The sequence below is a fragment of the Lysinibacillus sp. 54212 genome (assembly GCF_036662795.1).
In the GTDB taxonomy this organism is placed as follows: domain Bacteria; phylum Bacillota; class Bacilli; order Bacillales_A; family Planococcaceae; genus Lysinibacillus_B.
On record NZ_JBAFWZ010000011.1, the window covers coordinates 1 to 23,079 of the forward strand.

General features: G+C 38.0%; 26 protein-coding genes. 13 read left to right on the top strand and 13 right to left on the bottom strand.

The annotated features are described in order from the left end of the window. Positions 1 to 73: 73 nt before the first annotated feature. The 3 genes from V4T18_RS09460 to yugI form a co-directional block, all read right to left on the bottom strand. Positions 74 to 1,237, bottom strand: coding sequence for an iron-containing alcohol dehydrogenase (locus V4T18_RS09460; RefSeq protein ID WP_332648957.1), 1,164 nt, complete (start codon positions 1,235 to 1,237; stop codon positions 74 to 76). 114 nt (positions 1,238 to 1,351) lie between these two features. Then, a complete protein-coding gene (locus V4T18_RS09465) occupies positions 1,352 to 2,596 on the bottom strand; it encodes a Glu/Leu/Phe/Val family dehydrogenase (protein ID WP_332648958.1) in 1,245 nt (414 codons plus the stop codon). Between the two features lie 494 nt (positions 2,597 to 3,090). Continuing rightward, positions 3,091 to 3,465 carry a S1 domain-containing post-transcriptional regulator GSP13 gene (gene yugI / locus V4T18_RS09470; RefSeq protein ID WP_332648959.1) on the bottom strand — a complete coding sequence of 125 codons (375 nt, stop codon included), beginning with the start codon at positions 3,463 to 3,465 and terminating at the stop codon, positions 3,091 to 3,093. A 391-nt stretch (positions 3,466 to 3,856) separates the two neighbouring features. On the opposite strand from yugI, the gene V4T18_RS09475 reads away from it, so the two are divergent. Both V4T18_RS09475 and V4T18_RS09480 read left to right on the top strand, forming a co-directional pair. Further along, positions 3,857 to 5,182, top strand: coding sequence for a sodium-dependent transporter (locus tag V4T18_RS09475; RefSeq protein ID WP_332648960.1), 1,326 nt, complete (start codon positions 3,857 to 3,859; stop codon positions 5,180 to 5,182). Positions 5,183 to 5,275: 93 nt separating this feature from the next. Beyond that, on the top strand, positions 5,276 to 5,497 hold the full coding sequence (locus V4T18_RS09480) for a phosphate-starvation-inducible protein PsiE (RefSeq protein ID WP_332648961.1): 222 nt from the start codon (positions 5,276 to 5,278) through the stop codon (positions 5,495 to 5,497). Positions 5,498 to 6,151: 654 nt separating this feature from the next. Here V4T18_RS09480 and V4T18_RS09485 read toward each other — a convergent pair. Continuing rightward, positions 6,152 to 6,412: a DUF1871 family protein gene (locus V4T18_RS09485; protein WP_332648962.1), complete on the bottom strand. Its 261-nt coding sequence runs from the start codon at positions 6,410 to 6,412 to the stop codon at positions 6,152 to 6,154. An 80-nt stretch (positions 6,413 to 6,492) separates the two neighbouring features. Between V4T18_RS09485 and V4T18_RS09490 the strand changes: the two genes are divergently transcribed. Beyond that, entirely contained in the window at positions 6,493 to 7,662 is a 1,170-nt protein-coding gene (locus V4T18_RS09490) for a MalY/PatB family protein (protein ID WP_332648963.1), read from the top strand. Positions 7,663 to 7,740: 78 nt separating this feature from the next. Here the strand turns inward: V4T18_RS09490 and V4T18_RS09495 are convergent, their stop codons facing one another. Together V4T18_RS09495 and V4T18_RS09500 are read right to left on the bottom strand one after the other, a co-directional pair. After that, positions 7,741 to 7,962, bottom strand: a complete 222-nt coding sequence (locus V4T18_RS09495) for a hypothetical protein (protein WP_332648964.1) — start codon at positions 7,960 to 7,962, stop codon at positions 7,741 to 7,743. Between the two features lie 21 nt (positions 7,963 to 7,983). Next, entirely contained in the window at positions 7,984 to 8,571 is a 588-nt protein-coding gene (locus tag V4T18_RS09500) for a peptidylprolyl isomerase (protein WP_332648965.1), read from the bottom strand. 182 nt (positions 8,572 to 8,753) lie between these two features. On the opposite strand from V4T18_RS09500, the gene V4T18_RS09505 reads away from it, so the two are divergent. From V4T18_RS09505 to V4T18_RS09515, 3 genes are all read left to right on the top strand, one after another. Then, positions 8,754 to 9,974: an MFS transporter gene (locus V4T18_RS09505; protein ID WP_332648966.1), complete on the top strand. Its 1,221-nt coding sequence runs from the start codon at positions 8,754 to 8,756 to the stop codon at positions 9,972 to 9,974. Positions 9,975 to 10,296: 322 nt separating this feature from the next. Beyond that, positions 10,297 to 12,147: a transglycosylase domain-containing protein gene (locus V4T18_RS09510; protein WP_332648967.1), complete on the top strand. Its 1,851-nt coding sequence runs from the start codon at positions 10,297 to 10,299 to the stop codon at positions 12,145 to 12,147. Next, positions 12,131 to 12,457, top strand: coding sequence for a hypothetical protein (locus V4T18_RS09515; protein WP_332648968.1), 327 nt, complete (start codon positions 12,131 to 12,133; stop codon positions 12,455 to 12,457). Before V4T18_RS09510 ends, V4T18_RS09515 begins: the two co-directional genes overlap by 17 nt. 179 nt (positions 12,458 to 12,636) lie before the next feature. On the opposite strand, the gene V4T18_RS09520 is transcribed toward V4T18_RS09515, so the two are convergent. From V4T18_RS09520 to V4T18_RS09545, 6 genes are all read right to left on the bottom strand, one after another. Continuing rightward, complete coding sequence (locus V4T18_RS09520) at positions 12,637 to 13,671, bottom strand: DUF418 domain-containing protein (RefSeq protein WP_332648969.1); 1,035 nt, start codon at positions 13,669 to 13,671, stop codon at positions 12,637 to 12,639. Between the two features lie 365 nt (positions 13,672 to 14,036). After that, the gene (locus tag V4T18_RS09525) at positions 14,037 to 14,858 is read right to left on the bottom strand and encodes a cupin domain-containing protein (protein WP_332648970.1); all 822 of its coding nucleotides are present in this window, start codon (positions 14,856 to 14,858) and stop codon (positions 14,037 to 14,039) included. A 125-nt stretch (positions 14,859 to 14,983) separates the two neighbouring features. After that, complete coding sequence (locus V4T18_RS09530) at positions 14,984 to 15,244, bottom strand: spore coat protein (protein ID WP_332648971.1); 261 nt, start codon at positions 15,242 to 15,244, stop codon at positions 14,984 to 14,986. 12 nt (positions 15,245 to 15,256) lie between these two features. After that, a complete protein-coding gene (locus tag V4T18_RS09535; RefSeq protein WP_332648972.1) occupies positions 15,257 to 15,430 on the bottom strand; it encodes a hypothetical protein in 174 nt (57 codons plus the stop codon). Between the two features lie 101 nt (positions 15,431 to 15,531). Further along, positions 15,532 to 15,945 (bottom strand): hypothetical protein, encoded by a 414-nt coding sequence (locus V4T18_RS09540; RefSeq protein WP_332648973.1) that lies wholly within the window; start codon positions 15,943 to 15,945, stop codon positions 15,532 to 15,534. A 187-nt stretch (positions 15,946 to 16,132) separates the two neighbouring features. Further along, positions 16,133 to 16,693, bottom strand: a complete 561-nt coding sequence (locus tag V4T18_RS09545) for a DUF5366 family protein (RefSeq protein WP_332648974.1) — start codon at positions 16,691 to 16,693, stop codon at positions 16,133 to 16,135. A 163-nt stretch (positions 16,694 to 16,856) separates the two neighbouring features. Between V4T18_RS09545 and V4T18_RS09550 the strand changes: the two genes are divergently transcribed. From V4T18_RS09550 to mnhG, 7 genes are read left to right on the top strand one after another with little or no spacing between them, the layout of a single operon-like run. Then, positions 16,857 to 19,274 carry a Na+/H+ antiporter subunit A gene (locus tag V4T18_RS09550; RefSeq protein WP_332648975.1) on the top strand — a complete coding sequence of 806 codons (2,418 nt, stop codon included), beginning with the start codon at positions 16,857 to 16,859 and terminating at the stop codon, positions 19,272 to 19,274. Next, complete coding sequence (locus tag V4T18_RS09555) at positions 19,261 to 19,683, top strand: Na(+)/H(+) antiporter subunit B (RefSeq protein WP_332648976.1); 423 nt, start codon at positions 19,261 to 19,263, stop codon at positions 19,681 to 19,683. Before V4T18_RS09550 ends, V4T18_RS09555 begins: the two co-directional genes overlap by 14 nt. Further along, entirely contained in the window at positions 19,683 to 20,024 is a 342-nt protein-coding gene (locus tag V4T18_RS09560; RefSeq protein WP_332648977.1) for a Na(+)/H(+) antiporter subunit C, read from the top strand. Before V4T18_RS09555 ends, V4T18_RS09560 begins: the two co-directional genes overlap by 1 nt. After that, positions 20,017 to 21,504: a Na+/H+ antiporter subunit D gene (locus tag V4T18_RS09565; RefSeq protein WP_332648978.1), complete on the top strand. Its 1,488-nt coding sequence runs from the start codon at positions 20,017 to 20,019 to the stop codon at positions 21,502 to 21,504. The genes V4T18_RS09560 and V4T18_RS09565 overlap by 8 nt, the downstream gene beginning before the upstream one ends. A gap of 1 nt (position 21,505) precedes the next feature. Then, positions 21,506 to 21,985 (top strand): Na+/H+ antiporter subunit E, encoded by a 480-nt coding sequence (locus V4T18_RS09570; protein WP_332648979.1) that lies wholly within the window; start codon positions 21,506 to 21,508, stop codon positions 21,983 to 21,985. Continuing rightward, on the top strand, positions 21,982 to 22,263 hold the full coding sequence (locus V4T18_RS09575; RefSeq protein ID WP_332648980.1) for a Na(+)/H(+) antiporter subunit F1: 282 nt from the start codon (positions 21,982 to 21,984) through the stop codon (positions 22,261 to 22,263). Before V4T18_RS09570 ends, V4T18_RS09575 begins: the two co-directional genes overlap by 4 nt. Next, positions 22,247 to 22,615, top strand: a complete 369-nt coding sequence (gene mnhG, locus V4T18_RS09580; protein ID WP_332649075.1) for a monovalent cation/H(+) antiporter subunit G — start codon at positions 22,247 to 22,249, stop codon at positions 22,613 to 22,615. Before V4T18_RS09575 ends, mnhG begins: the two co-directional genes overlap by 17 nt. A gap of 56 nt (positions 22,616 to 22,671) precedes the next feature. Here mnhG and V4T18_RS09585 read toward each other — a convergent pair whose 3' ends face one another. Then, entirely contained in the window at positions 22,672 to 22,899 is a 228-nt protein-coding gene (locus V4T18_RS09585; RefSeq protein ID WP_332648981.1) for a uroporphyrin-III methyltransferase, read from the bottom strand. Positions 22,900 to 23,079: the final 180 nt, after the last annotated feature.

Consider the following 23,079-nt stretch of genomic DNA (forward strand, 5'->3'; position numbering starts at 1 on the left):
AAAAGTACCCTACAAGAGGACTTTTTTAAGTGTCCATCTTATAGGGTACATTTTACTTTTGCGAGGGCATTTTTTATAGCGCTGCTTGTAAAATGATACGTACATCACTTTCATGTAGCTTTTTGAAATTGCCAAACGGTCCATTTAACATACAATGCTGAACTATCTCTTCGAATTGTGAATCATCAATATGATAGTCCGCTAATCGGCTAGGGGCACCTAATGAAGTCCAAAACGTGCAAAGACGATCAATTCCTTCATATGCCATTTCCTCATCCGATTTATTTGAAGGGTCTACACCAAATACTTTGTTTGCCAAACGAGCAAAACGAGCTGGATTTTCCCCAAGGGCTAAACGCATCCAATGAGGCTGTAATATCGCTAACCCTCCTGCATGCGGAATATCATACAAGGCTGACACAGCATGCTCGATATTATGAGAAGCCCAATCTCCACGAGACCCTAACGATAAGAAGCCATTTAGGCCAATTGTTCCTGCCAATAATATTGTTTCACGTAAGCGTACATCTTCTAAGTCGTTAATTAACTTAGGAGCTGTCTCTATAATAGCGCGAAGAACACCTTCACACATTTCATCTGTAACCGGTGTATTTGTAGCGTTATGGAAATACTGTTCGAAAATATGGGACATCATATCTACAATCCCATATACCGTATGATTTTTAGGAACAGATACTGTGTAAGCTGGATTCATTATAGAAAATTTCGGGAAAACGGCTGGGCTACCCCAACTTAGCTTTTCCTTCGTTTCACTATTCGTAATAACAGAGCCTGCATTCATTTCCGAGCCCGTCGCTGCCAATGTTAATACAGTGCCTAGTGGTAATGCCTCTGATGAGAATACTTTTTTCGTTACAATATCCCAAGCATCGCCATCATATTTCGCTGCTGCCACAATTAATTTGGCGCAATCAATCACGGAACCACCACCAACTGCAAGTACGAAATCAATGTTTTCATTTTTACATAGTTCCGCACCACGACGAGCTGTTTCAACTCGTGGATTTGGTTCGACTCCAGCTAACTCAAATATTTTTTTCCCAGCTTGCTCTAGTATATTGATTACATCCTCATATACCCCATTCCCCTTGATACTACCACCACCATAAACAAGCAGAATATTAGGACCATATTTTGCAAGCTCCTTAGGTAGCACCTCTAATGCATTCTCGCCAAAATGAATTTTCACAGGATTATAAAATGTAAACCCATTCATTCAACATTCCCCCTTTAATGTTATTTTCTCATTTTATATTTTAGATAGCAAAAAATCGCAACAAAAGAAGAGCTAACTCGATGTTACTCGAATTAGCTCCTCCCAATATAAGAATTAAACCCATCCACGGAAGCGAGATGCTTCTGCTGTACGACGAACACCAACCATATAGGCTGCTAAACGCATGTTAATATTACGATTCGTTGCAGTCGTATAAACATTTTCAAATGCATCTACCATTTTACGATATAATTTTTCACGCACTTCTTCTTCTGTCCAGTAGTAGCCTTGGTTGTTTTGTACCCACTCGAAATAAGAAACTGTTACACCACCAGCTGATGCTAGTACGTCTGGTACTAAAAGGATGCCACGCTCAGTTAAAATCTTTGTTGCTTCTGCTGTCGTTGGTCCATTTGCTGCTTCTACAACTATGCTCGCTTTAATATTATGTGCATTTTCTGCTGTAATTTGATTTTCGATTGCAGCAGGCACTAAAATATCACAGTCTAGTTCAAGTAATTCTTTATTCGAAATTGAATTTTCAAATAGAGTCGTTACTGTACCGAAAGAATCACGACGGTCAAGTAAGTAGTCGATATCTAAACCGTTTGGATCGTGAAGCGCACCATATGCATCTGAAATACCAATTACGTTTGCACCTAAATCACTCATAAATTTAGCTAGGAAGCTTCCTGCATTACCGAAGCCTTGAATAACAACACGAGCGCCTTTAATGTCGATATTACGTTTTTTAGCAGCCTCTTCAATTACAATTGTTACACCTTCAGCAGTCGCACGGTCACGACCTTGTGAGCCACCAAGCACAATTGGTTTACCTGTAATAAAGCCAGGAGAGTTAAATTCATCCATACGACTATATTCATCCATCATCCATGCCATAATTTGCGCATTTGTAAATACGTCCGGAGCTGGAATATCTTTAGTTGGTCCTACGATTTGACTTACTGCTCGTACATATCCACGGCTTAGTCGTTCTAGTTCTCCCATTGACATTTGACGAGGGTCACAAATAATACCACCTTTACCCCCTCCATATGGTAGATCCACGATCCCACATTTTAATGTCATCCACATTGAAAGTGCTTTTACTTCCTCTTCACTAACCATCGGGTGGAAGCGTACGCCACCTTTTGTAGGCCCTACTGCATCGTTATGCTGTGCACGGTACCCTGTAAATACTTTTGTTGTACCATCGTCCATTTTAACTGGAATACGCACAGATAACATTCTAAGCGGTTCTTTTAATAGTTCGTACATTCCTTCGTCATAACCAAGCTTATTTAACGCATCTTTAATAACGTCCTGAGTAGATGTGAATAGGTTTAAATTTTCAGCCATTGTATACTCGCCTCTTTAAATTTAATTGTGATATTTTATATCGCCAACATTGTAACATACTTCAAACAATATTTGGCTATTATTTTGTCACATTTTGAACACTTTTTACAATTTGTTTACTTTGTCATGTTTACGCTTACATTTCTTATAGCCAGTTAAATATATTTAGTGATTTTAGACCTATAGTAGTGTATATGTTTGCTAATATATTATCGCTAACCATACATCTATAATATATTGTTCAATGATACGAGAGATTATGCGTATTCCTATGCTGCGTTTTACTGCACGGATCTTAGACAAACTCTTAAAGAAACTTAGAATTGGCTTTATACTTTTTTACAGCACATAGTAAGAAGCCGCTGATTTTCGTTCTAGATGCTCCTCCACTAAAAGCGGAGTGGGGGGCTTGCCGATTTCTAAGCAATTAAGAAATGCTTTGTTGCACTAAAAAAGGATACCCTCTTTAATTATCAAAGAGAATATCCTTAAAATTATTGCCCAGACTGCTGGATCCAGTCCTGCAATTTATTTTTTAATAATTGAAATCCGTCCGCATCATCTTCATCGACTCTATCTTGTAGAGATTTACGTGGAAGCATCTCTTTTTTCCGTTGTTGTGGCGCTTCATGCAATACTCGAATCGATAGGCTTATTTTTTTAGATTCGTCGTCAATTTCGAGCACCTTGACTGTTATCTCATCGCCAACTTTTAAATAATCATTTACATCCTTTACGAAGCCATAAGTAATTTCTGAAATATGCACAAGCCCCTGTGTTTGCTCATCTAATGCAACGAAAGCTCCGTATGGTTGTATTCCAGTTACTTTTCCAGTTAGCACTTCACCCACTTCAAATTTTTTTGTCATAGCCTTGTTCCTACCTTCTGTTCCTTATATACGAAAATGTCATGTTAAATTATAACATATTGAACCTATTGGAACAAAGATTGACCTCAAAATGTAGGAACGAAAGTCATAAGTTCCATTGATAATCATTTTTCAGGATATTTTGCGTGTAAAATCAAAATCCATACCTCTATTTTTTCTGCATTTCTAATTGTAGAAGGGGAAATGGATAATTCAGCTACGATCCCATCATACTTTATTTGAAATCGGATAATCGCTTTTTCAGAGGACTTCCCTACACATTTAAAACGATAATTTTCGTTATTTTGCTACAACTCCGATATTTTATATCGTTTTTCTGAAAAATGATGTAGAATAAGGTTTTGTTTTCTATATTCAAGGAGGGTTTATTTTGTCATCTAGAGATCAATTTGCTTCTAAGATTGGGTTCATTTTTGCTGCTGCCGGTAGTGCTATAGGACTCGGAGCCATCTGGAAATTCCCATATATGGCGGGTACAAACGGTGGGAGTGTTTTTATTTTTCTTTTTATTTTATGTACAGTATTTATCGGGCTACCGATATTAATTGCAGAATTTATGATTGGTCGTCGTGGTCAAAAAGATCCTATCAATTCATTTAAAGAGCAAGCGCCAGGAAAGCCGTGGTTTATGATTGGCTGGCTAGGTCAAGCAGCAACTGGGCTAATTTTATCATTCTATAGTGTTGTCGGAGGCTGGATTTTAAGCTATATAATTCGTGCAACCTCTATGAGCTTAACTGGTAATGGAGTAGATTTTGAAGCGCTATTTACGGATATTATCGCAAATCCAGTTGAGGTTTTAATCGCACAAGCTACATTTATGCTTATAACTCTTATTATTGTACAAGCAGGTATTAAAAGAGGAATTGAAGTAGCTAGTAAATGGATGATGCCCCTATTGTTCATTTTCTTCATCCTACTGTTTATTCGATCTGTGACATTAGATGGGGCAATCGAGGGCATTAAGTTTATGTTTGTGCCGGATTGGTCATATCTTAATGCCGAAACCTTTTTGTTAGCGCTTGGGCAGGCGTTTTTCTCTTTAAGTGTAGGGGTTTCCGCAATGATAACCTATGCATCCTATTTGTCTCAAAAAGAAAAGATCGTTAGCTCTGCAGTCAACGTAGCGATCATGAATATTTTCATTTCTATTTTAGCTGGTTTAGTTATTTTCCCAGCAGTCTTTGCATTAGGGTATTCACCTGAACAAGGACCAGGGTTAGTATTTATTATGCTTCCCGCTGTATTTGAGCAAGTACCTTTCGGCGGCTTTTTTATATTAATTTTCTTTATTTTACTATTGTTCGCAACAATTACTTCATCCATTGCCTTACTAGAAGTGGTTGTATCAATAGGAATTGGAGAGAAAACAAATACTCGAAAGCGTGCTACATGGATTTACTCTACTCTTATTTTCATGATTGGTATACCAAGTGCTCTTTCTTTTGGTGTAATGTCTGACTTTACAATTATGGAGAAGTCATTTTTTGATTTTATCGATTATATTACAAACAGCATAATGATGCCGATCGGTGCCTTACTTATTTCGTTATTTGCTGGGTTCCATTATACAAAGAAAATTTCTAAGGAAGAGTTTCAGTCATCGCCTCTTCTATTTAAAATTTGGCTAACTATTGTTCGTTATATTGCACCCATTGCGATTGCTGTCATTTTAATCCGCAGTATTTTCGCTTAAAAACTGTTTCGCGTAATTTCTAAGAAAATTCCCAAAACATCAAACTGATATGCTAAAATGGGTATGCATAAAGATAAGGAAGGGGTATATTCCATGGCAAAAAAAGTTAAAGAGGGTAAAATTACACCTGAACGTTTAGAGGAAGCATTAATTGTTCGCGACCGTTTAATTATTGAATTACTAGTAAGAGTTTTAGATGAAAAACTAGTAATCGAGCGTCCAATTTTACGTGAACGTGTAGAAAACTTCGTAGAGCTTGGCGATTACGATGATGAGCTAAAAGAAACTTTATATGCTCTTGTAAATAAGCTATAATTTCGCTTAACAATATTAAGGTTATACTATTCCTAAAAAGCATTTACTCGTATTCGGGTAAGTGCTTTTATTTTTCATTTTTACGCAAGAATTTGGCTCCTAGCCATAACTTGGGATTGATTTCCGTTGCGCCAGAGGCCAACACGATGTTGGTCACGAATGCATTGTCACAGGATGTGACGGTTTTTGCATTCGTTCTAAATATCCTGGGGGCGTCCGATGAGCCTCCTCACTACGCCGAGGGGTCTCAGGCCAACAGATGTTTTGTGTAGATAAATTGTCACACGATGTGACGATTTTAGCCTTCGTTCCTCTCTAGACGCTAATCCCCAAGGAAAATAATCTGTTCCCCAGTGAAAGGAACCGATTATTTCTGCATCAAAAGGCGTAGCCGACAGATGCACTCACGCTGGCTCCACTTCAAACAACAATTTCTAATTTAAATGATAGTTAACATATTATAATTTAGTTATGAACGGAAGACGGGGTGTGCTCTCTTTATGATTTTGCAAATACATAAAACAATTAAAGCTTCGGCATGAAGAACGTAACTAGACATTAACGGAATTACAATTTCTACTCATCTTCAAGAAAAACGCTCGGGTATGCTCCCAAGCGTTTTTCATTTACATATGAAACTAATAACCGTAAGTTCTAGATAATACACTTTGCTTCAAATTTTATAGAAATTAATTTATAGGCAATATCTACACACTTCTCATAAGGAATCCACTGCTCAAAAGAATGTTCGTAAACGGTTTGAATAACCTTCGCCAAATCACTTGGATCATCTATTCCTTGTAGGGCCGCCACAACATCTGCTGTCTCAGTATCATAATTCCCCTCCCCCATTTGAAAGGGATCCCACTTTTCTAGTAATCTAACAGCCCTTCGATTCATCTCGATATTTTCCAATTCTACTCACCTTACTACTATTTATATTATTTTGTATGATAACATATTATAGTGATAATCAAAAAGAAAAGAGTGAGAATATGTCGATTTTTAATAAGGTATTGGAGCGTAAAAATACTAATTCACTAAAATGGGACCTCATGGAGAAGATTTATGGAATTGAAGATGCATCCGAACTATTGCCAATGTGGGTTGCAGATATGGACTTTGCTCCACCAAAGGAAGTCGTACAAGCAATTGAAAAACGACTTTCGCATCCTATTTTCGGATATTCATACGTATGTGATGACTGTAAAGGGGCGATCGTTGATTGGTTTAAGCGTCGTCACAGCCTGACAATCAATCCTGAAACAATTCTATTCCAGCAAGGAGTCGTTCCTGCTATTGCTAGTATTATCGAAACCTTTACAGAGCCAGGAGATCGAGTAGCCATTTCTACACCGGTGTATCCACCATTTTTCACTGTGCCAAGGAATCAAAAGCGCGAGCTAATCTCTTGCGATTTAAACGAAAATAACGGGATCTACTCCTATGATTTTGAAGCTCTTGAGGAAGTATTTAAACAAGGGGTTAAAATCTATATTCTATGTAATCCACATAATCCTGGAGGTATCGTTTGGGACCGCACTACACTCGAAAGATTAGTTGAGCTTTGTATTCAATACGATGTGCTTATTATTTCTGACGAGATACACGCGGATATTGTGCTAGAAGGCGCTAAATATACACCGTTGTCAACGGTAGCACGTGCCGATGAGGCAAACATCCTTACACTTATTGCTCCGACGAAAACATTTAACTTAGCTGGAATTCAAGCTGCAGTGATCGTTGCTCCAAAGGATGATTTACGATTACAGCTTCAACAAAATGAGCTGGCACATGGTCAAATTGAGCTCAATGTCTTTGCATCTCCTGCTGTTCACGCGGCGTATACATACGGTGATGCATGGTTAGATGAGCTACTCGACTATTTATCTACCAATATGGATTATGTGATTAGGGAATTAACAAGCTTACAAGGTATTACTATTATTAAACCACAGGGGACTTATTTGCTTTGGATTGATTATCGAGAGACAGGGCTAGAAGAAAAAGAAATAATGGACAAACTGCTTCGTATCGGTAAGTTAGCACTTGAACCGGGTTCAAAGTACGGTGAAGCAGGCCAAGGATTCCTCCGAATGAATGTTGCTTGTCCTTTTGACACTGTTAAAGAAGGGGTCGAGCGTTTTAAAAAGGCTTTACAATAAAGAATAAGCTACTCGGTGCAAGCTGTACCGAGTAGCTTTTGCTTTATGGTCTTGCAAAATAAATCATTGCCTAGCTGCTTAACTCAAATTATCTTTTTTCATTCTTTCATTACGTTCTTGTAATGCACGTTCTTCAAGCTTTTTTGCCTCTACAGCCTGTTTCGCTGCTACTTTACGAAGCCATTTATATACGAATAGGCAAAGTAGCATAATAATAGCAAGCTCAATGAAAGCGGGAATATAAGTTGACTTATCTTCCGGGAAATATAGGAACCCAAAATTAAGCATAAACTGATTCATGATCTCACACTTCTTTCGTTATTATTCAAAAACAGTGATCGATTCAATTTTAACATCTTCTTTTGGTTTATCGTGCATATTGCGATCAACGTTCGTAATATTGTCAACAACATCCATACCTTCGACAACTTGACCAAATACTGTATGCTTACCGTCTAACCAAGGTGTACCGCCATTTTTCTTGTACACGTCTACCTCTTCTTTAGACCAGCCGCGCACTTCCATTTGCTTTAGCATCGATACTTCTACTTGAGGTGCTTGTACAATAAAGAATTGAGAACCATTTGTACCAGGTCCTGCATTTGCCATCGATAAAGCTCCACGGATATTTAATAATTCTGGCGTACATTCATCCTCAAATGTTCCGCCCCAAATCGATTCGCCACCCATACCTGTACCAGTTGGATCGCCACCTTGAATCATAAACTTTGGAATAACACGGTGGAAGATAATACCGTTATAGTATCCTGACTTTGCATGCCCTAAAAAATTCTCAACTGTTTTTGGAGCATATTTAGGAAATAATTTAATTTTAATTGAACCCATCGTTGTGTTCATCTCTACTAGAACTTCGCCGTCTTGTAATTCTTTTGTTAATTGTGGAAACATGAATGCCTCTCCTTTTTGCCGATAAATTTTAAATAAAAGTACTTACTGTATATGTGTACCACGTTACAGTGTACCATATAAATGCAATTTTTTCTGCTTTAAACAACAAGACTTTCTTCGGTATCCGAAATAAGATATACTAAATAGCAATATTTTCAAAAACCTATGGAGTACAAGTTATCATGCAAAATAGAAAGCACAATTTTATTATCGTTTTTATTTCGAATTTCATCGTTGCAGCCTCCGCTACAATGATTATGCCCTTCCTATCGCTTTATATTAATACATTTGGCAATTTTACTGAAGATTATGTTCAAAGATGGGCAGGACTCGTGTTTGCAGCTACATTTATTACTGCTTTTTTAATGTCACCGATCTGGGGCCGTATTGCAGATAAATACGGTTATAAGCCCATTATGATAATAAATTGCTTTGGTGTTGCACTAAGTATTTTCCTTATGGGCTATGTGCAAAATGTGGAGCAGTTTTTCCTATTACGATTATTTATGGGAGTCGTGACAGGGTTTATTCCAACATCAATGGCCTTTATTAGTAAACATACTCCTAAAGAAATTGCCGGTAAAACACTTGGGACACTACAAATGGGTAGTGTAGGAGGCACATTATTCGGTCCAGTTATAGGCGGTGCTATGGCAGATGCAGTTGGCTTTAATTACACGTTTATTCTTATCGCTATCGCAATAGGCATTGCCGCCATCATTATTACAATTGGTATCCACGAGCCTAAAATTGAAGGTAAAAAAAAGCTTACAGGGTATTCTCGAAGGGATATTCTTACAGCTATTTTTCACCATCGGTTATTGTTCCATGTAATGCTTGTCACAATGCTTATTCAAATTGGGAACTTTAGTATCCAGCCCCTTCTTTCACTCTATGTGTCTCACCTAACGCCATCAGAGGAAGTGGCCTTACTCGCAGGCATTACCTTTAGTGCAACAGGACTTGGCAATATTTTATTTGCACGATTTTGGGGGAAATTAAGCGATCGAATTGGCTATGAAGTCGTATTAACGTATTTATTAATCGCATCTGTTCTGTTTATTATTCCACAGGCGTTCGTTTCCTCACTGTGGCAGCTAATTCTATTGCGATTATTATTCGGTATTGTCGCTGGTGGACTCATCCCCGTTACATCAGCACTTATTCGACGTGAGGCACCGATTGAAGTGCAAGGGGAAATAATGGGCTACAATCAAAGCTTCCGATTTCTTGGTAATATTGTAGGACCGGTTTTGGGTGGAGTTGTAAGTGGTCTTTGGAATATTGCAGCAGTTTTTTATACAACAGGACTTTTATTTTTCATCGCTTTTTTGATTATTTCATTACTACGAAAGCTTCCTAAGCAGTACATGGAGGATGTCTTGGAAAAGACGCAGCTCTAAGAGGGCAAGTATTTTTAACTATCAGCTTCTAACTAAGAAAAGCGGAGGCGCCCCGTTCTGCCCCGACAAGTGCTGGAAGGCCCGGCTTTCGACCGAGGGGACGGAGCGACCTCGAGGGGCTGGGCGCTGGAACTCCCGAATCGAAAGCATCCTTTCCGCTTTCGACCGAGGGAATGAAGCGACCTCGAGGGGCTGGGCGCTGGAGCTAGACACTACCCATATCCCCAAATACTTATACTTTCTTACTCTTTAAAAAATCACATGTTATAAATTGCATGATTATGCTATTCTTTCATTGAAGGTAATTTTTGGGGGATATAAAATGAAACAAATTTTTGGCTATTTACTTATCTTATGTGCGGTTCCTCTCCTCTTATGGACGGGTAAAAATATGTGGAAGGAATTTGCCGTCGCCGAGCTCCATGAAACTAAAATTGAATCGGCCATACAGCTACCCGAAGTGCAATCACAGCTACCCGTCACTTTAATCGATGGGAATGGGCATGTTTTTAGCGAGGAGTATGTGGAATGGCGAGAGCCTCTATCCTATGAAAACATCCCTGAAATGGTGAAGCAAATCTTTTTATTTAGCGAGGATACTGAGTTTTATAACCATATCGGTTTTGATGTAAGTGCTATTGCTCGTGCTGTTGTTGCCAATTCCTCTGAGCAATCTGTACAGCAAGGCGGAAGTACAATTACACAGCAGCTTGTTCGTATGCGCTATTTATCAGAAGAAAAAACCTATGAGCGAAAATTAGTCGAATTATTTTACGCCTACGAGCTAGAGCAAATGTATGATAAAAAAGAAATTTTAGAAATGTATTTAAATGAGATGTTTTTTGGAAATCAAGTATATGGCATAGGCAGTGCTGCTACGTACTATTATGGTAAACCTTTAGCCGAGTTATCGGTTGCTGAGGCAGCGTTTATTGCAGCCATCCCAAACAACCCTTCACTCTACGATCCGTTAAAAAACTTTGACAAAACAAAGGAAAGACAGGAACGCCTCATTGATACATTAGCTCAGCATGAGGTCATTTCCACAGAAGATGCGGAAAGCTATAAAGCGGAGTCTATAACATTAAAAGTAAAACAAAAAATTCAGCAATATCCTACATACAGTACCTATGTGTTACATGAATTACACTCACTTGTGGCACATCACGAAGGATTCGAGGAAGCACTAAATAAGGCAAAAAGTCTAGAGGATAAAAACATTATTGAGCAACAGCTCCATGCAACCGTCAACGAATTATTGGCAAATGGGATTATTATTCATACTGCACTCGATCCACAAAAGCAAAAAAAGGATGAGGCGAATATAAACAATATTTTATCCCCGTATAGTATCCAAGGAAGTGCAGCTGTCATCGATAATACTACCCGAGAAATTGTTAGCATTTACGGTGGTAAAAATTACGAGAAATATAACCTACACCGCGCTTATCAAACGCCTAGGCAGCCGGGATCATCGTTTAAGCCGTTAATTGTTTATGCACCTGCCTTTGAAAATACAAGCTTTACACCGGGCTCTACGATTAGTGGTGGTCGCTATTGTGTAGGTAATTTTTGCCCAGAAAATTACGGTGGCAGCGTCTACGGCAAGGTGTCCGTTTCAACTGCATTTAGCTTGAGCATTAATACGAGTGCATTGCGTCTATTTAATGCGGTTGGCGTAGAAAAGGCGTTTAACTATACTGATCGTTTTAATTTCCAGTCCATTGTAGATGGGGACCGTACATATGCAGCCTCCCTCGGTGGGTTAACTTATGGTGTAACCTCACTTGAAATGGCTGATGCCTACACAAGCTTTATAGACGGAAGTTATTTGCAGGCACGAAGCATTCGCAAAGTGACTGATTTAGATGGAAACACATTATTCGCTTGGCCTCAAGAGCGTGACGTTATTTGGTCTACAAAAACCGTTCGCTATATGCGCAATATTTTAAGCAATGTTGTACAGAAAGGGACAGGTCAAGGCTTATATTCAAATACTGCCTATATCGGTGCAAAAACCGGCACAACAAATGCTTATAAGGATTTCTGGCTAGCTGGATTAACCGAAAATTATACAGCTGCTGTTTGGATTGGTTATGATGAAGGTGAGAGCATGGAAAACTTAGAGGACAATAAAATTCATTTTGATATTTTCAATGCCATTACAGATTAAGGGCTGTAGACAAACTCATAAATTGAGTTTGCCTGCAGTCTTTTTACTTTTAAAAATAATTCGTAAGAAGCCGTTGATTTCCGTTCCAGGCGCTCCCTTTCCGCAGGCACGGCTTCAACTAATTTTTGCGGCGGATCGCCGCAAAAATGGATTTTCCGCTCATGCTTTCCTGCTGGAGTGTCGCGCCTTTCACTACAATCAACTACTATTGCCTTTTATTTTTCCGTTTGTTGGTAAAACAGGTTTGTGTGTTTTGTCCTTTGAAGAACTTATAGAATTATGTTGGACTACAAGGCACATTGCAACATAGACTTCTGTGGGATAGCGATAATGGAACGAAGGCTAAAATCGTCACATCGTGTGATAATTTATCTGTGACGAAAGCGAAGCTGCAGTCACAACGCCTTCGTGCTAACATCGTTTTGCCCCCGAGACACCGCAGAATAAGTAACTTTCTTTTCCTTAATTCATTTGCTTCTTAGCACCTGTTCACTTTCGTATCGGGAGCCATTTCCAATACGTACCACATCGCCAAAGCCATTCTATCGGACCATACTTGAAATATTTAAGCCAAAGTGAAGATGAGATGATTTGTACTACAACTACAAGTAAGCATGCAATTGTTGCAACAGAGTATGAAACAATTTTATCGCCTGGTATAAACATTGCAATAAGAACCAATATAACGGATTGTCCAATATAATTTGTAAACGCCATTCTCCCAAATGCATTTAGTGGTAATAACAATTTTTTCACAAAAGGCTCAAGCAAAACAAGACAGCTCACATAAAAAACAGAGAAAATGGGGGCGAACGTCAAGGACAAGTTTGCAAAGTCATAAAAAGCACGATTTGATAATACTTGTGCTTCGGTTAATTCAACACCTTCCATATAGGTTACTAATCCATCGGTAGGTGCTTTTTGCCATAGAAAAGCGACTAAAATACTCGTTACAACAAATGAAAGAACAGCAACCATCATCCATATTTTCCGCCTTTTTATATAGGATTCAAATACACGATACTGTCCGAACGCTAGACCTAGCATCATTAGGGGCAAGGGCAATAGTAATTTCACTCCAAAAAAGCTCCCTATAATAACGCCTACAATACCTAAAATTAAGTTAATCTGTTTCGGAACCTTGTTAAAGAAAACAACAGGTATTCCTAAAATTGCATAAATCAATAAAGCCTCACCAGGGTTTATTAGGTTATGTATTGCTCCTACTAAACCTAAGATCAACATACGTCGAAAAAAAAGGGCATAAGGACGATCGTTCTTTTCTTTAGCCCTTGATAAAAAAATCCAAATTCCTAATCCAAACAAAAAAGAAAATATAGCGTAAAAACGCCCTTCAACAAATAAATATAAGAAACGTTGAACCCAAATATCCCCCTGCGTTCCTGATAAATTAATGTTTGAACTCCAAAAAGCAAGTACATTCACGAAAGGAAGCCCCAGCAGAGCAACCCCTCTAATAGAATCAATAACGTTAATACGATTCGCCTTTATTACGGGCTCCATTATTTTTTACCTCTTTCTTATGATTTTCATACGCGATTCTATTGAGTAGCATGCGTGCCCACAATACTATTCTTTCGCAATTAGAAGCTACGTATAACAAGAGTTAATTATAAAAATAAAATCTTGAAGAAATAGTGAAGAATAATATGAAGAAATTATTAAAGTTAGGATGCATGTTTACAACGACTTTTTCAGCATCTGACCCATAAATGAAAAAAGCACTTTCCTTATTGGAGGATAGCGCCCGTTTGTTGAACAATGCTAAATCATTCCACTTCTACAAATTTACTGCATGAATTTTAGTCTTTATAAAAAACATGGTCTAACCATTATGATTAAACCCCTTTCATTAACTTGTTATTCTTCTACATATTTTTGCTTTGTTGCAGTAGCTTCGATACCCCTGTTCTTTCCCATTCTTCTACGGATTCATAGGCTTTTTCAGGAGGGTATCCTTTTCCTACAAGAACTCCCATGAGTATAAATTCTTGAAGAATGTGTGTTGCATTAATTCCTCTTTTAACATCTTCTAACCCTTCGTTGACCAAAAATTCAGTATGCCGAATCCATTCGTCTGGTGTTTTCCCATCAATGACGGGGCTACCATTAGGATGAGCTTCACTGTTCTCAGTATGGGTTGCATCTGCTTTGGTGCGATGCATTGTGCCAAACGGATGATTAGGTGGTGCATAAATAGAATATAGCTTTAATGGAATATTCCCTATATTCGTTAAGTTATGCCATGTTCCCGCAGGTATAAAAATTGCAGAATCATCCTGAACATTTCTTGCAAAATCTAATTGATCTTTATTTTTACCCATTTGAGTAACACCTTGACCTTGTTCGATACGGATAAACTGATCAACTTCTGGGTGCATTTCTAAACCAATATCTTCCCCAGGATTCAAACTCATTAATGTCGTCTGCAGGTGGGTTCCAGTCCACAAAGCAGTACGATACGTATTATTTTGCTTTGATGCCTCATTAATATTAATTACAAAGGGATTCCCTCCGTAATCTCTTATTTCCAACCCATTATTACCATTCATTGCTTGATACGAACCCAATTGATTTAGAAGAATTGGCTCAGAAGGATACCACTGATTTGTGTTCCCAACATAAGGATACATCGATACATGACCGTAATATGGATGTTGATATGGACACCCATACCGATGATAATACATTGCTTCAACCCTTTCAGAAAATGATGTACTATTATATGTTATTTTTTAATTCTGTGCTTTTTAAAATTAGCGTTCGGGTTTAAGAGAAATAAAAAAAGCCGAAAACAAAGTTCGGCTTTTCAAGATTAATTTTGCATGTCATTCATTAATTGATTTTTTAGTTGTTGTACGACCTCTTCTGATGCAGGCGCAGCAGGTTTATAGTGTCCTTTTTGAAGGGCATAACTATATAAAGTTCGTTGACGCGATTCATCTTGATTTCTCAAACTAATTAATGTTTGTCTTAGTTCAACATTATTCGTTTGTGCAATGATATTCGAGTATCCAGTTAAGCTTGCATTTAATCCAGCTAGATAATCATTAACCATTTCTTTATCTTGAAACATGTGCAATCCTCCTTAGTTTAAATAGGCTATTAAGTCTTGTTGTGCTTGCTTTGCTGCTTGTGCATCTCTTTCAAAGATTGCTTTTAACTCGGAATCCGTGTAACTTGCAGCATAAGCTTCTAATTTTTTTGGTGCTATATTTATAAACCAGTGTATTGATTTCTGAATTATTTCTAAGCAAGTCATACTACTTTTGAAGTTAATGCTAAAAAACACAATCCCATTTCTAGAATTGTGCTCGATTGTTGAATATATTATTAACCATTAAAGTATATAGGGACCTACATTTAACTAGTATTCTTCCAAAAACAATCATTTATCATATTACCTACAAACTTATTAAAAATAGAAATAATTATTTTCAATTCTACTGCTTTATAAAAGTAGATATATATTGGAGCACTTGTATGAGTTCCTCCACTTTTATTACAAGGAAACACAGTAATAACGTATTGGCAGGAATCATCCACATTTTTTATTGGAGATTTTACTTTCGTATAGGAAAGTTGAGCAAACCAGTGTGTTGCATAAGGATAGTCAAGTATATATCCTTCATGATCTAATTCTAACCTATCATTGATGCCAATCGGTACCATTGCATAATCAATGCACCTGTATCCTCGTCTCTTAAATTTTTCTCTCTTTGCTCTCTTTAATACATTGTATTGATTACCTAACTTCTTCTTTAATCTTTTTTTCATTAGAATCTCGTCTCCTTCTTTTTTGAAACGATATTTAGTTGCGATCCTTTTTTTACCATAAACACAAAGATAGTAGAGCCCAAAAAGTGTGATTGGGTATTCTTTTTAAAAAAATAGTATTCAACAACCTGGCCCGATTGTTGAATACGAAAAACCGGCAATACAAGGTTTTTATTTATTCGAGGGCCTACATAAACGGCAAACTAGCGAGCACTCCGTTATATAACTTAATGATTATGTAAATAATAAAGGTAACAAATAAAGTCCAAATAATAATTTCAAAAAATATGAACCCAATCAACCCTGAAAACGACATAAAATGACTCATTTTATATACGGTATATATAAAATATATGAAGATTGTTAGAGCAAAAATAATCACGAGTAATAGCATTGATTTCACGCCAATTACAGATAGCAATGCACCAAAGAAAACAATCACATAGCCTCCGCGCGCTACACTGATTGTTTCACCCTCTTTATCTTTTGAAAAAAACAACATCCCTAATTCGTGAAGCGTTTCCCCGATAAGTTTTAATGCCGAAAATAACATAAAAAAGCATAGGGCAAATATAATTAGTAGAAAGACGCGTAATTGTAAATCTGATAAAAACTCCCGCATCCCCCCGTATACACCGATTGCCTGAAACAAGCTCATCGATTCTGCTACAGCATAAATACCAAAAGTTAGACTAAACAATATAATCGAAAACAATGGTAAATAGCCATATAAATATGGATTTTTCATGAACATTTTACCTCATTTTTTTTATTCCTTCATATTTATAATAACGAATGAAAGAGCCAGACCGCAACTACTGAAATCTATACTTGGCATGCATTCACCCTATTTTTAAGGTATAATTGTTACCGTTATCAAAAATGTACATTTTGTGAAAGGAGGAGCTCTCATGCAAATACTTGCAATTTTTATTCCGATACTTGTGGCTTTACTTATTCCGTTTTTCTTTAAAAAAGTTCACAAAATACATACCGGTTGGTTTGTACTGGTCGTTCCACTTGCATTAGTTGCCTATTATTGTACGTTTATCGTTCAAACTGTTCGTGGAGAATCATCCGTTGCAACGTTAAATTGGGTTCCAACACTAAATCTTTCGTTTATTTCATATATCGATGGGCTAAGTTTGCTATTCTCGATTTTAATTACGGGAATCGGTTCACTTGTTGTGCTATATTCAATTTTTTATTTGGACAAATCAAAGGAGCAGCTGCATAACTTTTATATTTATCTATTAATGTTTATGACGGCTATGCTTGGTGTTGTTCAATCTGATCATGTTATAACACTTTATTTATTTTGGGAGCTAACATCAATATCCTCTTTCCTATTAATTGGTTATTGGTATCACCGAGATAAATCTAGGTTCGGTGCATTAAAGTCGATGATGATTACGGTCGCTGGTGGACTCATGATGCTTGGTGGATTTGTGCTACTTGCCATTATGGGCGAATCATTTTCCATTCGAGAGTTAATTGCTGGGGCTTCTGAAATTGCCTCACATGAATATTTCACATTAGCACTCGTACTTGTGTTACTTGGAGCATTTACGAAATCTGCTCAGTTTCCGTTTTATATTTGGCTACCAGATGCAATGGAAGCACCAACTCCTGTTAGTGCCTACTTACACTCTGCTACAATGGTCAAAGCCGGCATTTATTTAGTCGCTCGCTTTACACCGATTTTTGCAAGCTCGGAAGTATGGGTATGGCTCGTATCAGGTATTGGCTTACTGACACTTTTCTGGGGCTCTTTATTTGCCGTAAAGCAGACAGATTTAAAAGGGATTCTTGCTTTCTCTACAGTGAGTCAGCTTGGGTTAATTATGTCACTATTAGGTGTAAGTGCAATGGCGTTTCACGTCGAGGATGTAGGAAGCTCATACTTACGTTACGCAGCATTTGCAGCGATCTTCCATTTAATTAATCACGCTACATTTAAGGGAAGTTTGTTCATGGTAGCAGGTATTGTTGATCATGAAACAGGTACGCGTGATATTCGCAAGCTTGGTGGTCTGATGAGCTTAATGCCTTTAAGCTTTACCGTCGCACTTATTGGAAGCTTGTCGATGGCGGGACTCCCTCCATTTAATGGGTTTTTAAGTAAGGAAATGTTTCTAACAGCTATGCTCTCTATCCAAGAGTTTGAATTATTCAACTTCTCGACATGGGCTATCGCATTCCCTGTCATTGCATGGATTGCGAGTGTATTTACATTTGTTTATAGCCTTTACTTTGTATTTAAAACATTTACGGGTAAATTGAAATTAGAGGCGTTACCGAAGAAACCTCATGAGGCACCGATTGGTATGCTCGTTTCGCCTATGCTATTAGCCACATTTGTTATAGTGATTTTCTTTATTCCAAATGTTATTGGCGATACTTTTGTAAAGCCTGCTGTTGCTGCAATTCAGCCGTTTTTATACAGCTCACCTGAACAGGTAAATATTCAGGTTGCGGCTTGGCACGGAAAAATAACAACTGAGCTATGGATGACCATCGGAATCGTTCTTGTAGGCGTGCTACTGTTTTTAACACTAGCGAAATGGCAAAAGGTTTACAACGTCATTCCTGCAAAACTGTCATTAAATACGGTGTATGATTTTATGATGGATAGCGTACTTGATGTTGGAATGAAACGCTTTTCTAACCTTTATATGACGGGCTCAATTCGTAGCTATTTAACATATATGTTTGCAGCCATCGTTAGTATTGTCATTGGTACATTATTTATTAAGGATGCATTCCAGCTGAGCTTTGTAAATAGCACACCGATTAAATTATATGAAATTACAATTATTATCGTGCTTGTTATTGGTACATTAACAACTCTGTTTGCCAAAACACGTATTACAGCGATTGTTGGGCTTGGTGCTGTTGGCTATACTGTGGCGTTATTCTTCGTCATTTTCAATGCACCTGATTTAGCGCTAACGCAGCTCGTAATTGAAACGATTTCCGTTGCCCTGTTCTTACTTGCTTTTTATCATTTACCGAAGCTTGGAAAGGTCGAGGAGCGTATGCGCTTCCAGCTTGGGCGTGCCATTATTGCAGTCGGTGTCGGAGCGATGGTGACCTTGCTTGCACTTTCCTCTCACTCACAAAAGCTAGTCGAGTCTATTTCAGATTATTACAAGGAAACGGTGTATTCAGAAGCTGGCGGCGGCAACATAGTTAATGTAATATTAGTGGATTATCGTGGATTCGATACATTATTCGAAATTACGGTGCTTGGCATTGCCGGCATGGGTATTTATGCCATGATTAAGCTTCGATTAAAGGGAAAGGAGAAATCAAATGAAGGCAAATAACTTAATACTTCAATTCACTTCTAAGATTGTTTTTTATATGATTTTCTTCTTCTCTGTTCATATTTTCTTTGCTGGACATTATACGCCGGGTGGTGGCTTCGTTGGTGGTCTGTTAACAGCGAGCGCCATTGTATTACTTATCCTGGCGTACGATTTAAAAACCGTGCAGCATGTTTTACCAATTAACTATACGTATATGACGGCTATCGGCTTAATTCTTGCACTTGGAACAGCCGCATTTCCAATGTTTCGTGGTGATCCGTTTTTTACGCATTACTTCGATTATTATACCCTACCGCTCATCGGGAAAACATCACTCCATACAGCGGCGCTATTTGATTTAGGCGTATTTTTAGTTGTTGTCGGTGTGACGATGACCATTATTCAAACGATAGGAGAGGATGAATAATGGAAATTGTAATGGCCTTTATTTGCGGATTTTTAATTATGGCCGCTATTTATTTAATCCTGTCGCGCTCACTGTTGCGCATTATTATTGGAACTGGTTTACTAAGTCACGGTGCACACTTACTTATTTTAACGATGGGTGGCCTCGGTGGAGAATCGCCACCCGTGTTGGCTGAAGGTGTGACGGATTATGCTGATCCACTTCCGCAGGCATTAATACTTACAGCTATTGTTATTTCATTTGGTGTAACTGCCTTCTTCTTAGTACTAGCTTACCGTGCGTATCAGGAATTAGAAACAGATGATACGACGCTTATGAAAGGAAGTGATGAGGATGATTAACTTCCTACTTATACCGATTTTAATTCCGTTTTTTGCGGGCATGGTGCTGATGTTTATAAGAAAAAATATTAGCTTACAGCGAATAATTTCTCTATTGGCATTACTATGTGCCTCTATAGTAGCCTTTGTCCTTATGATTGATGTAAAGAACAACGGCATACAAACTATTACCTTTGGAAATTGGCCCGCGCCGTATGGTATTACGATGGTAGCTGATGGCGTTTCGACCATTTTAGTATTCACGACGCTTGTCCTTGCCTTCTTTATCGTTTGGTATGGCTTTGAGTCGATTGGAAAGGCTCGTGAGCAGTTTTTCTATTACCCTGGCATGATGATGATTATTACTGGGGTTGCAGGAGCCTTTACTACAGGTGATATTTTTAACTTATTTGTATTCTTTGAAGTACTATTAATGTCGTCTTATTTACTCATCGTTCTTGGTGGGGAAAAAGCGCAGCTTCGAGAATCGATAAAATATATACTTGTAAATGTAATTTCATCAGCCTTATTTGTTATTGCTGTTGCCTATCTGTATTCTGTTGTAGGCACACTAAGTATGGCCGATATTGCAGTAAAAATAGCCCAAATTAATCAGCCCGGTATTGTGACTACGATTGCTGTATTATTTTTAATGGTGTTCGGCTTAAAGGCAGCTATCTTCCCATTATACTTTTGGCTGCCTAGCTCTTATGGAGCGGCTCCTATTCCTGTGCTTGCATTATTCGGGGCTTTACTTACAAAAGTAGGGATTTATGCTATTACACGTACGTACACGTTGTTTTTCGTGCATGATACATCGTATACGCATGAGCTGTTACTAATCTTATCTGTTCTCACAATTGCTGCGGGCTGCATAGGTGCACTAGCAACCTATAATGCTAAGCAAATAATTATTTACAATATTGTTATTGCTGTAGGTGTTATTTTATTTGGGGTTGCTCAAATGAATGAAACGGCACTCCAAGGGGCAATGTTCTATTTAGTTCATGATATGATGATTAAAGCCGCTCTGTTTATGCTAGTAGGGATTATTATCGCTGTTACCGGTACAGCGAATGTACGTAAAATGGGCGGGTTAATGAAGCATTACCCTGGGCTCGGTTGGTTTTATCTTATTGCTGCATTCGGATTAGCAGGGATACCACCTTTAAGTGGATTTGTCGGAAAGCTATTAATCGTACAAGGCGGATTCCAAGCTGGGAACATATGGAGTAGTCTCTTCCTATTAGCATCGAGCTTAATTGTCTTGCTTTCCGTTATGCGGATCTTCTTATATGCATTTTGGGGTGAGCAAGGTGCCCTTGAGCCAATTGACCGCAGGAAATATAATCATCTTTTCTATCCAACCGCAATTCTAGTAGTAATTTCTATTGCATATGGTGTTGGCTCTGAATGGGTTACACCATTTATGGAAAATGCAGCAAATGGACTTAGCGATCCAAGTGTTTATATTGATGCTGTGCTGAAAGGAGGAAAATAAGTTGGCATTTCAACTACTATTAAACTTCTCCTTAGCATTTTTATGGATGTTTTTATCATCAAACTTTACAGCGAATGGCTTTATTATCGGCTTTCTTTTAGGACTAGTGTCATTACTTTTAATGCGTCGTTCCTTTAAGGAGAGATTATACATCTCCATGATTCTGGCACTAGTTAAGCTAGTCTTCCTATTCCTAAAAGAATTAGTGCTTGCAAATATCGCTGTGTTACAGGTTGTTCTAAAGCCGAAACTCGATATGCAGCCTGCCTTTTTCAAATATGAAACACGTCTTACACAGGATTGGGAAATTACTCTTTTATCGAGTCTTATTACATTAACTCCTGGGACTGTAGTCGTGCATGTTTCTGATGATAATAAATTTTTATTTATCCACGCGATTGATGCAGCGGACGTAGATGAAACAATCGCATCGATACGAGACTCATTTGAAAAAGCTATTTTGGAGGTGAGCCGCACATGACATACTTTATTTGGGGCTCTATTGTCCTTATTACGCTATCGATGATTGTTATTATTTATCGACTTGTGAAGGGACCGGACCCGTCTGACCGTGTCGTAGCGCTAGACACAATTGGCGTCTGCCTAATATCCTTAGTCGGACTATTTTCGATAATGGTCGAGACAAGCTTTTACTTAGAAATTATATTGTTGCTCGCCATATTATCATTTATTGGCACAGTTGCTTTCTCTAAATTTATAGAGAAGGGGGATATTATTGAACGTGACAGCTCTCGCTAATATACTAGTCGTTTTCTTTATCTCTATTGGTGTCCTTTTTATGATTGTAACGGCAATCGGACTGTTCCGATTACCAGACTTATATACTCGTACACATGCTGCCTCTAAAAGTGCAACACTTGGGGTTATGTGTATACTGATTGGTGTATTCTTTCACTTTTGGTTAATTGAGGGACATTTGAACGCCCGAATTTTACTCGGGATCTTATTTATCTTTATTACGGGTCCTGTAGGTGGCCATATAATGAGTCGATCTTCTTATATTGCAGGTGTGAAGCCTTGGAAGGGTACTGTACATGATGATTTAAAAGAGGAAATTGACCGAATGAAAAAAGAACAAGGGATAGAATAGTGAAAGCACACAAAGCTCCTTAATTGGCTTTGTGTGCTTTTTATCTTAGATTAGCCCTAATAGTATGGATATGGTGGGTACGGTCCGTAGTATGGTGGATACGGCTGGTATTGTGGGTATCGTGGATATTGAGGATAAATAGCATTACCTAAAAAGCTACCTAAAAAACCACCTAAAAATGGTGCGCCAAATGGAAAGAACCCACCAAAACCAAACCCTGGTCTACCTACAAATCCTCTACCTGGACCTCTGTTATAGCGGGGTCCTCCGTAAAAGCGTGACATTACATCCCTCCTCTACAATAACGTATGATGAAAGTCTAGGAATCTAATCGATAAACGCCTATGCTTCCTCGTTTTGCCTATTTATGTATTCGAGAAATGTACTTATAGAATGAATTCGAGCAAAAAAAACCTTATTTTCAATCAAAATGAAAGCATTTTAATTTTCCACCCTACTAAAAA

What these genes read in the sequence shown, in the direction of transcription:
- V4T18_RS09525 (WP_332648970.1), bottom strand. Translation starts at nt 14,858, where the DNA reads ATGTATTATCATCGGTATGGGTGTCCATATCAACATCCATATTACGGT.
- V4T18_RS09530 (WP_332648971.1), bottom strand. Translation starts at nt 15,244, where the DNA reads ATGTTTCAAGATAAAGAAATGGTTAATGATTATCTAGCTGGATTAAAT.
- V4T18_RS09480 (WP_332648961.1), top strand. Translation starts at nt 5,276, where the DNA reads ATGGCAAAAAAAGTTAAAGAGGGTAAAATTACACCTGAACGTTTAGAG.
- V4T18_RS09545 (WP_332648974.1), bottom strand. Translation starts at nt 16,693, where the DNA reads ATGAAAAATCCATATTTATATGGCTATTTACCATTGTTTTCGATTATA.
- V4T18_RS09490 (WP_332648963.1), top strand. Translation starts at nt 6,493, where the DNA reads ATGTCGATTTTTAATAAGGTATTGGAGCGTAAAAATACTAATTCACTA.
- V4T18_RS09565 (WP_332648978.1), top strand. Translation starts at nt 20,017, where the DNA reads ATGATTAACTTCCTACTTATACCGATTTTAATTCCGTTTTTTGCGGGC.
- V4T18_RS09500 (WP_332648965.1), bottom strand. Translation starts at nt 8,571, where the DNA reads ATGTTTCCACAATTAACAAAAGAATTACAAGACGGCGAAGTTCTAGTA.
- V4T18_RS09515 (WP_332648968.1), top strand. Translation starts at nt 12,131, where the DNA reads ATGCCATTACAGATTAAGGGCTGTAGACAAACTCATAAATTGAGTTTG.
- yugI (WP_332648959.1), bottom strand. Translation starts at nt 3,465, where the DNA reads ATGACAAAAAAATTTGAAGTGGGTGAAGTGCTAACTGGAAAAGTAACT.
- V4T18_RS09505 (WP_332648966.1), top strand. Translation starts at nt 8,754, where the DNA reads ATGCAAAATAGAAAGCACAATTTTATTATCGTTTTTATTTCGAATTTC.
- V4T18_RS09550 (WP_332648975.1), top strand. Translation starts at nt 16,857, where the DNA reads ATGCAAATACTTGCAATTTTTATTCCGATACTTGTGGCTTTACTTATT.
- V4T18_RS09520 (WP_332648969.1), bottom strand. Translation starts at nt 13,671, where the DNA reads ATGGAGCCCGTAATAAAGGCGAATCGTATTAACGTTATTGATTCTATT.
- V4T18_RS09560 (WP_332648977.1), top strand. Translation starts at nt 19,683, where the DNA reads ATGGAAATTGTAATGGCCTTTATTTGCGGATTTTTAATTATGGCCGCT.
- V4T18_RS09495 (WP_332648964.1), bottom strand. Translation starts at nt 7,962, where the DNA reads ATGAATCAGTTTATGCTTAATTTTGGGTTCCTATATTTCCCGGAAGAT.
- V4T18_RS09555 (WP_332648976.1), top strand. Translation starts at nt 19,261, where the DNA reads ATGAAGGCAAATAACTTAATACTTCAATTCACTTCTAAGATTGTTTTT.
- V4T18_RS09540 (WP_332648973.1), bottom strand. Translation starts at nt 15,945, where the DNA reads ATGAAAAAAAGATTAAAGAAGAAGTTAGGTAATCAATACAATGTATTA.
- V4T18_RS09575 (WP_332648980.1), top strand. Translation starts at nt 21,982, where the DNA reads ATGACATACTTTATTTGGGGCTCTATTGTCCTTATTACGCTATCGATG.
- V4T18_RS09465 (WP_332648958.1), bottom strand. Translation starts at nt 2,596, where the DNA reads ATGGCTGAAAATTTAAACCTATTCACATCTACTCAGGACGTTATTAAA.
- V4T18_RS09585 (WP_332648981.1), bottom strand. Translation starts at nt 22,899, where the DNA reads ATGTCACGCTTTTACGGAGGACCCCGCTATAACAGAGGTCCAGGTAGA.
- V4T18_RS09535 (WP_332648972.1), bottom strand. Translation starts at nt 15,430, where the DNA reads ATGACTTGCTTAGAAATAATTCAGAAATCAATACACTGGTTTATAAAT.
- V4T18_RS09460 (WP_332648957.1), bottom strand. Translation starts at nt 1,237, where the DNA reads ATGAATGGGTTTACATTTTATAATCCTGTGAAAATTCATTTTGGCGAG.
- V4T18_RS09510 (WP_332648967.1), top strand. Translation starts at nt 10,297, where the DNA reads ATGAAACAAATTTTTGGCTATTTACTTATCTTATGTGCGGTTCCTCTC.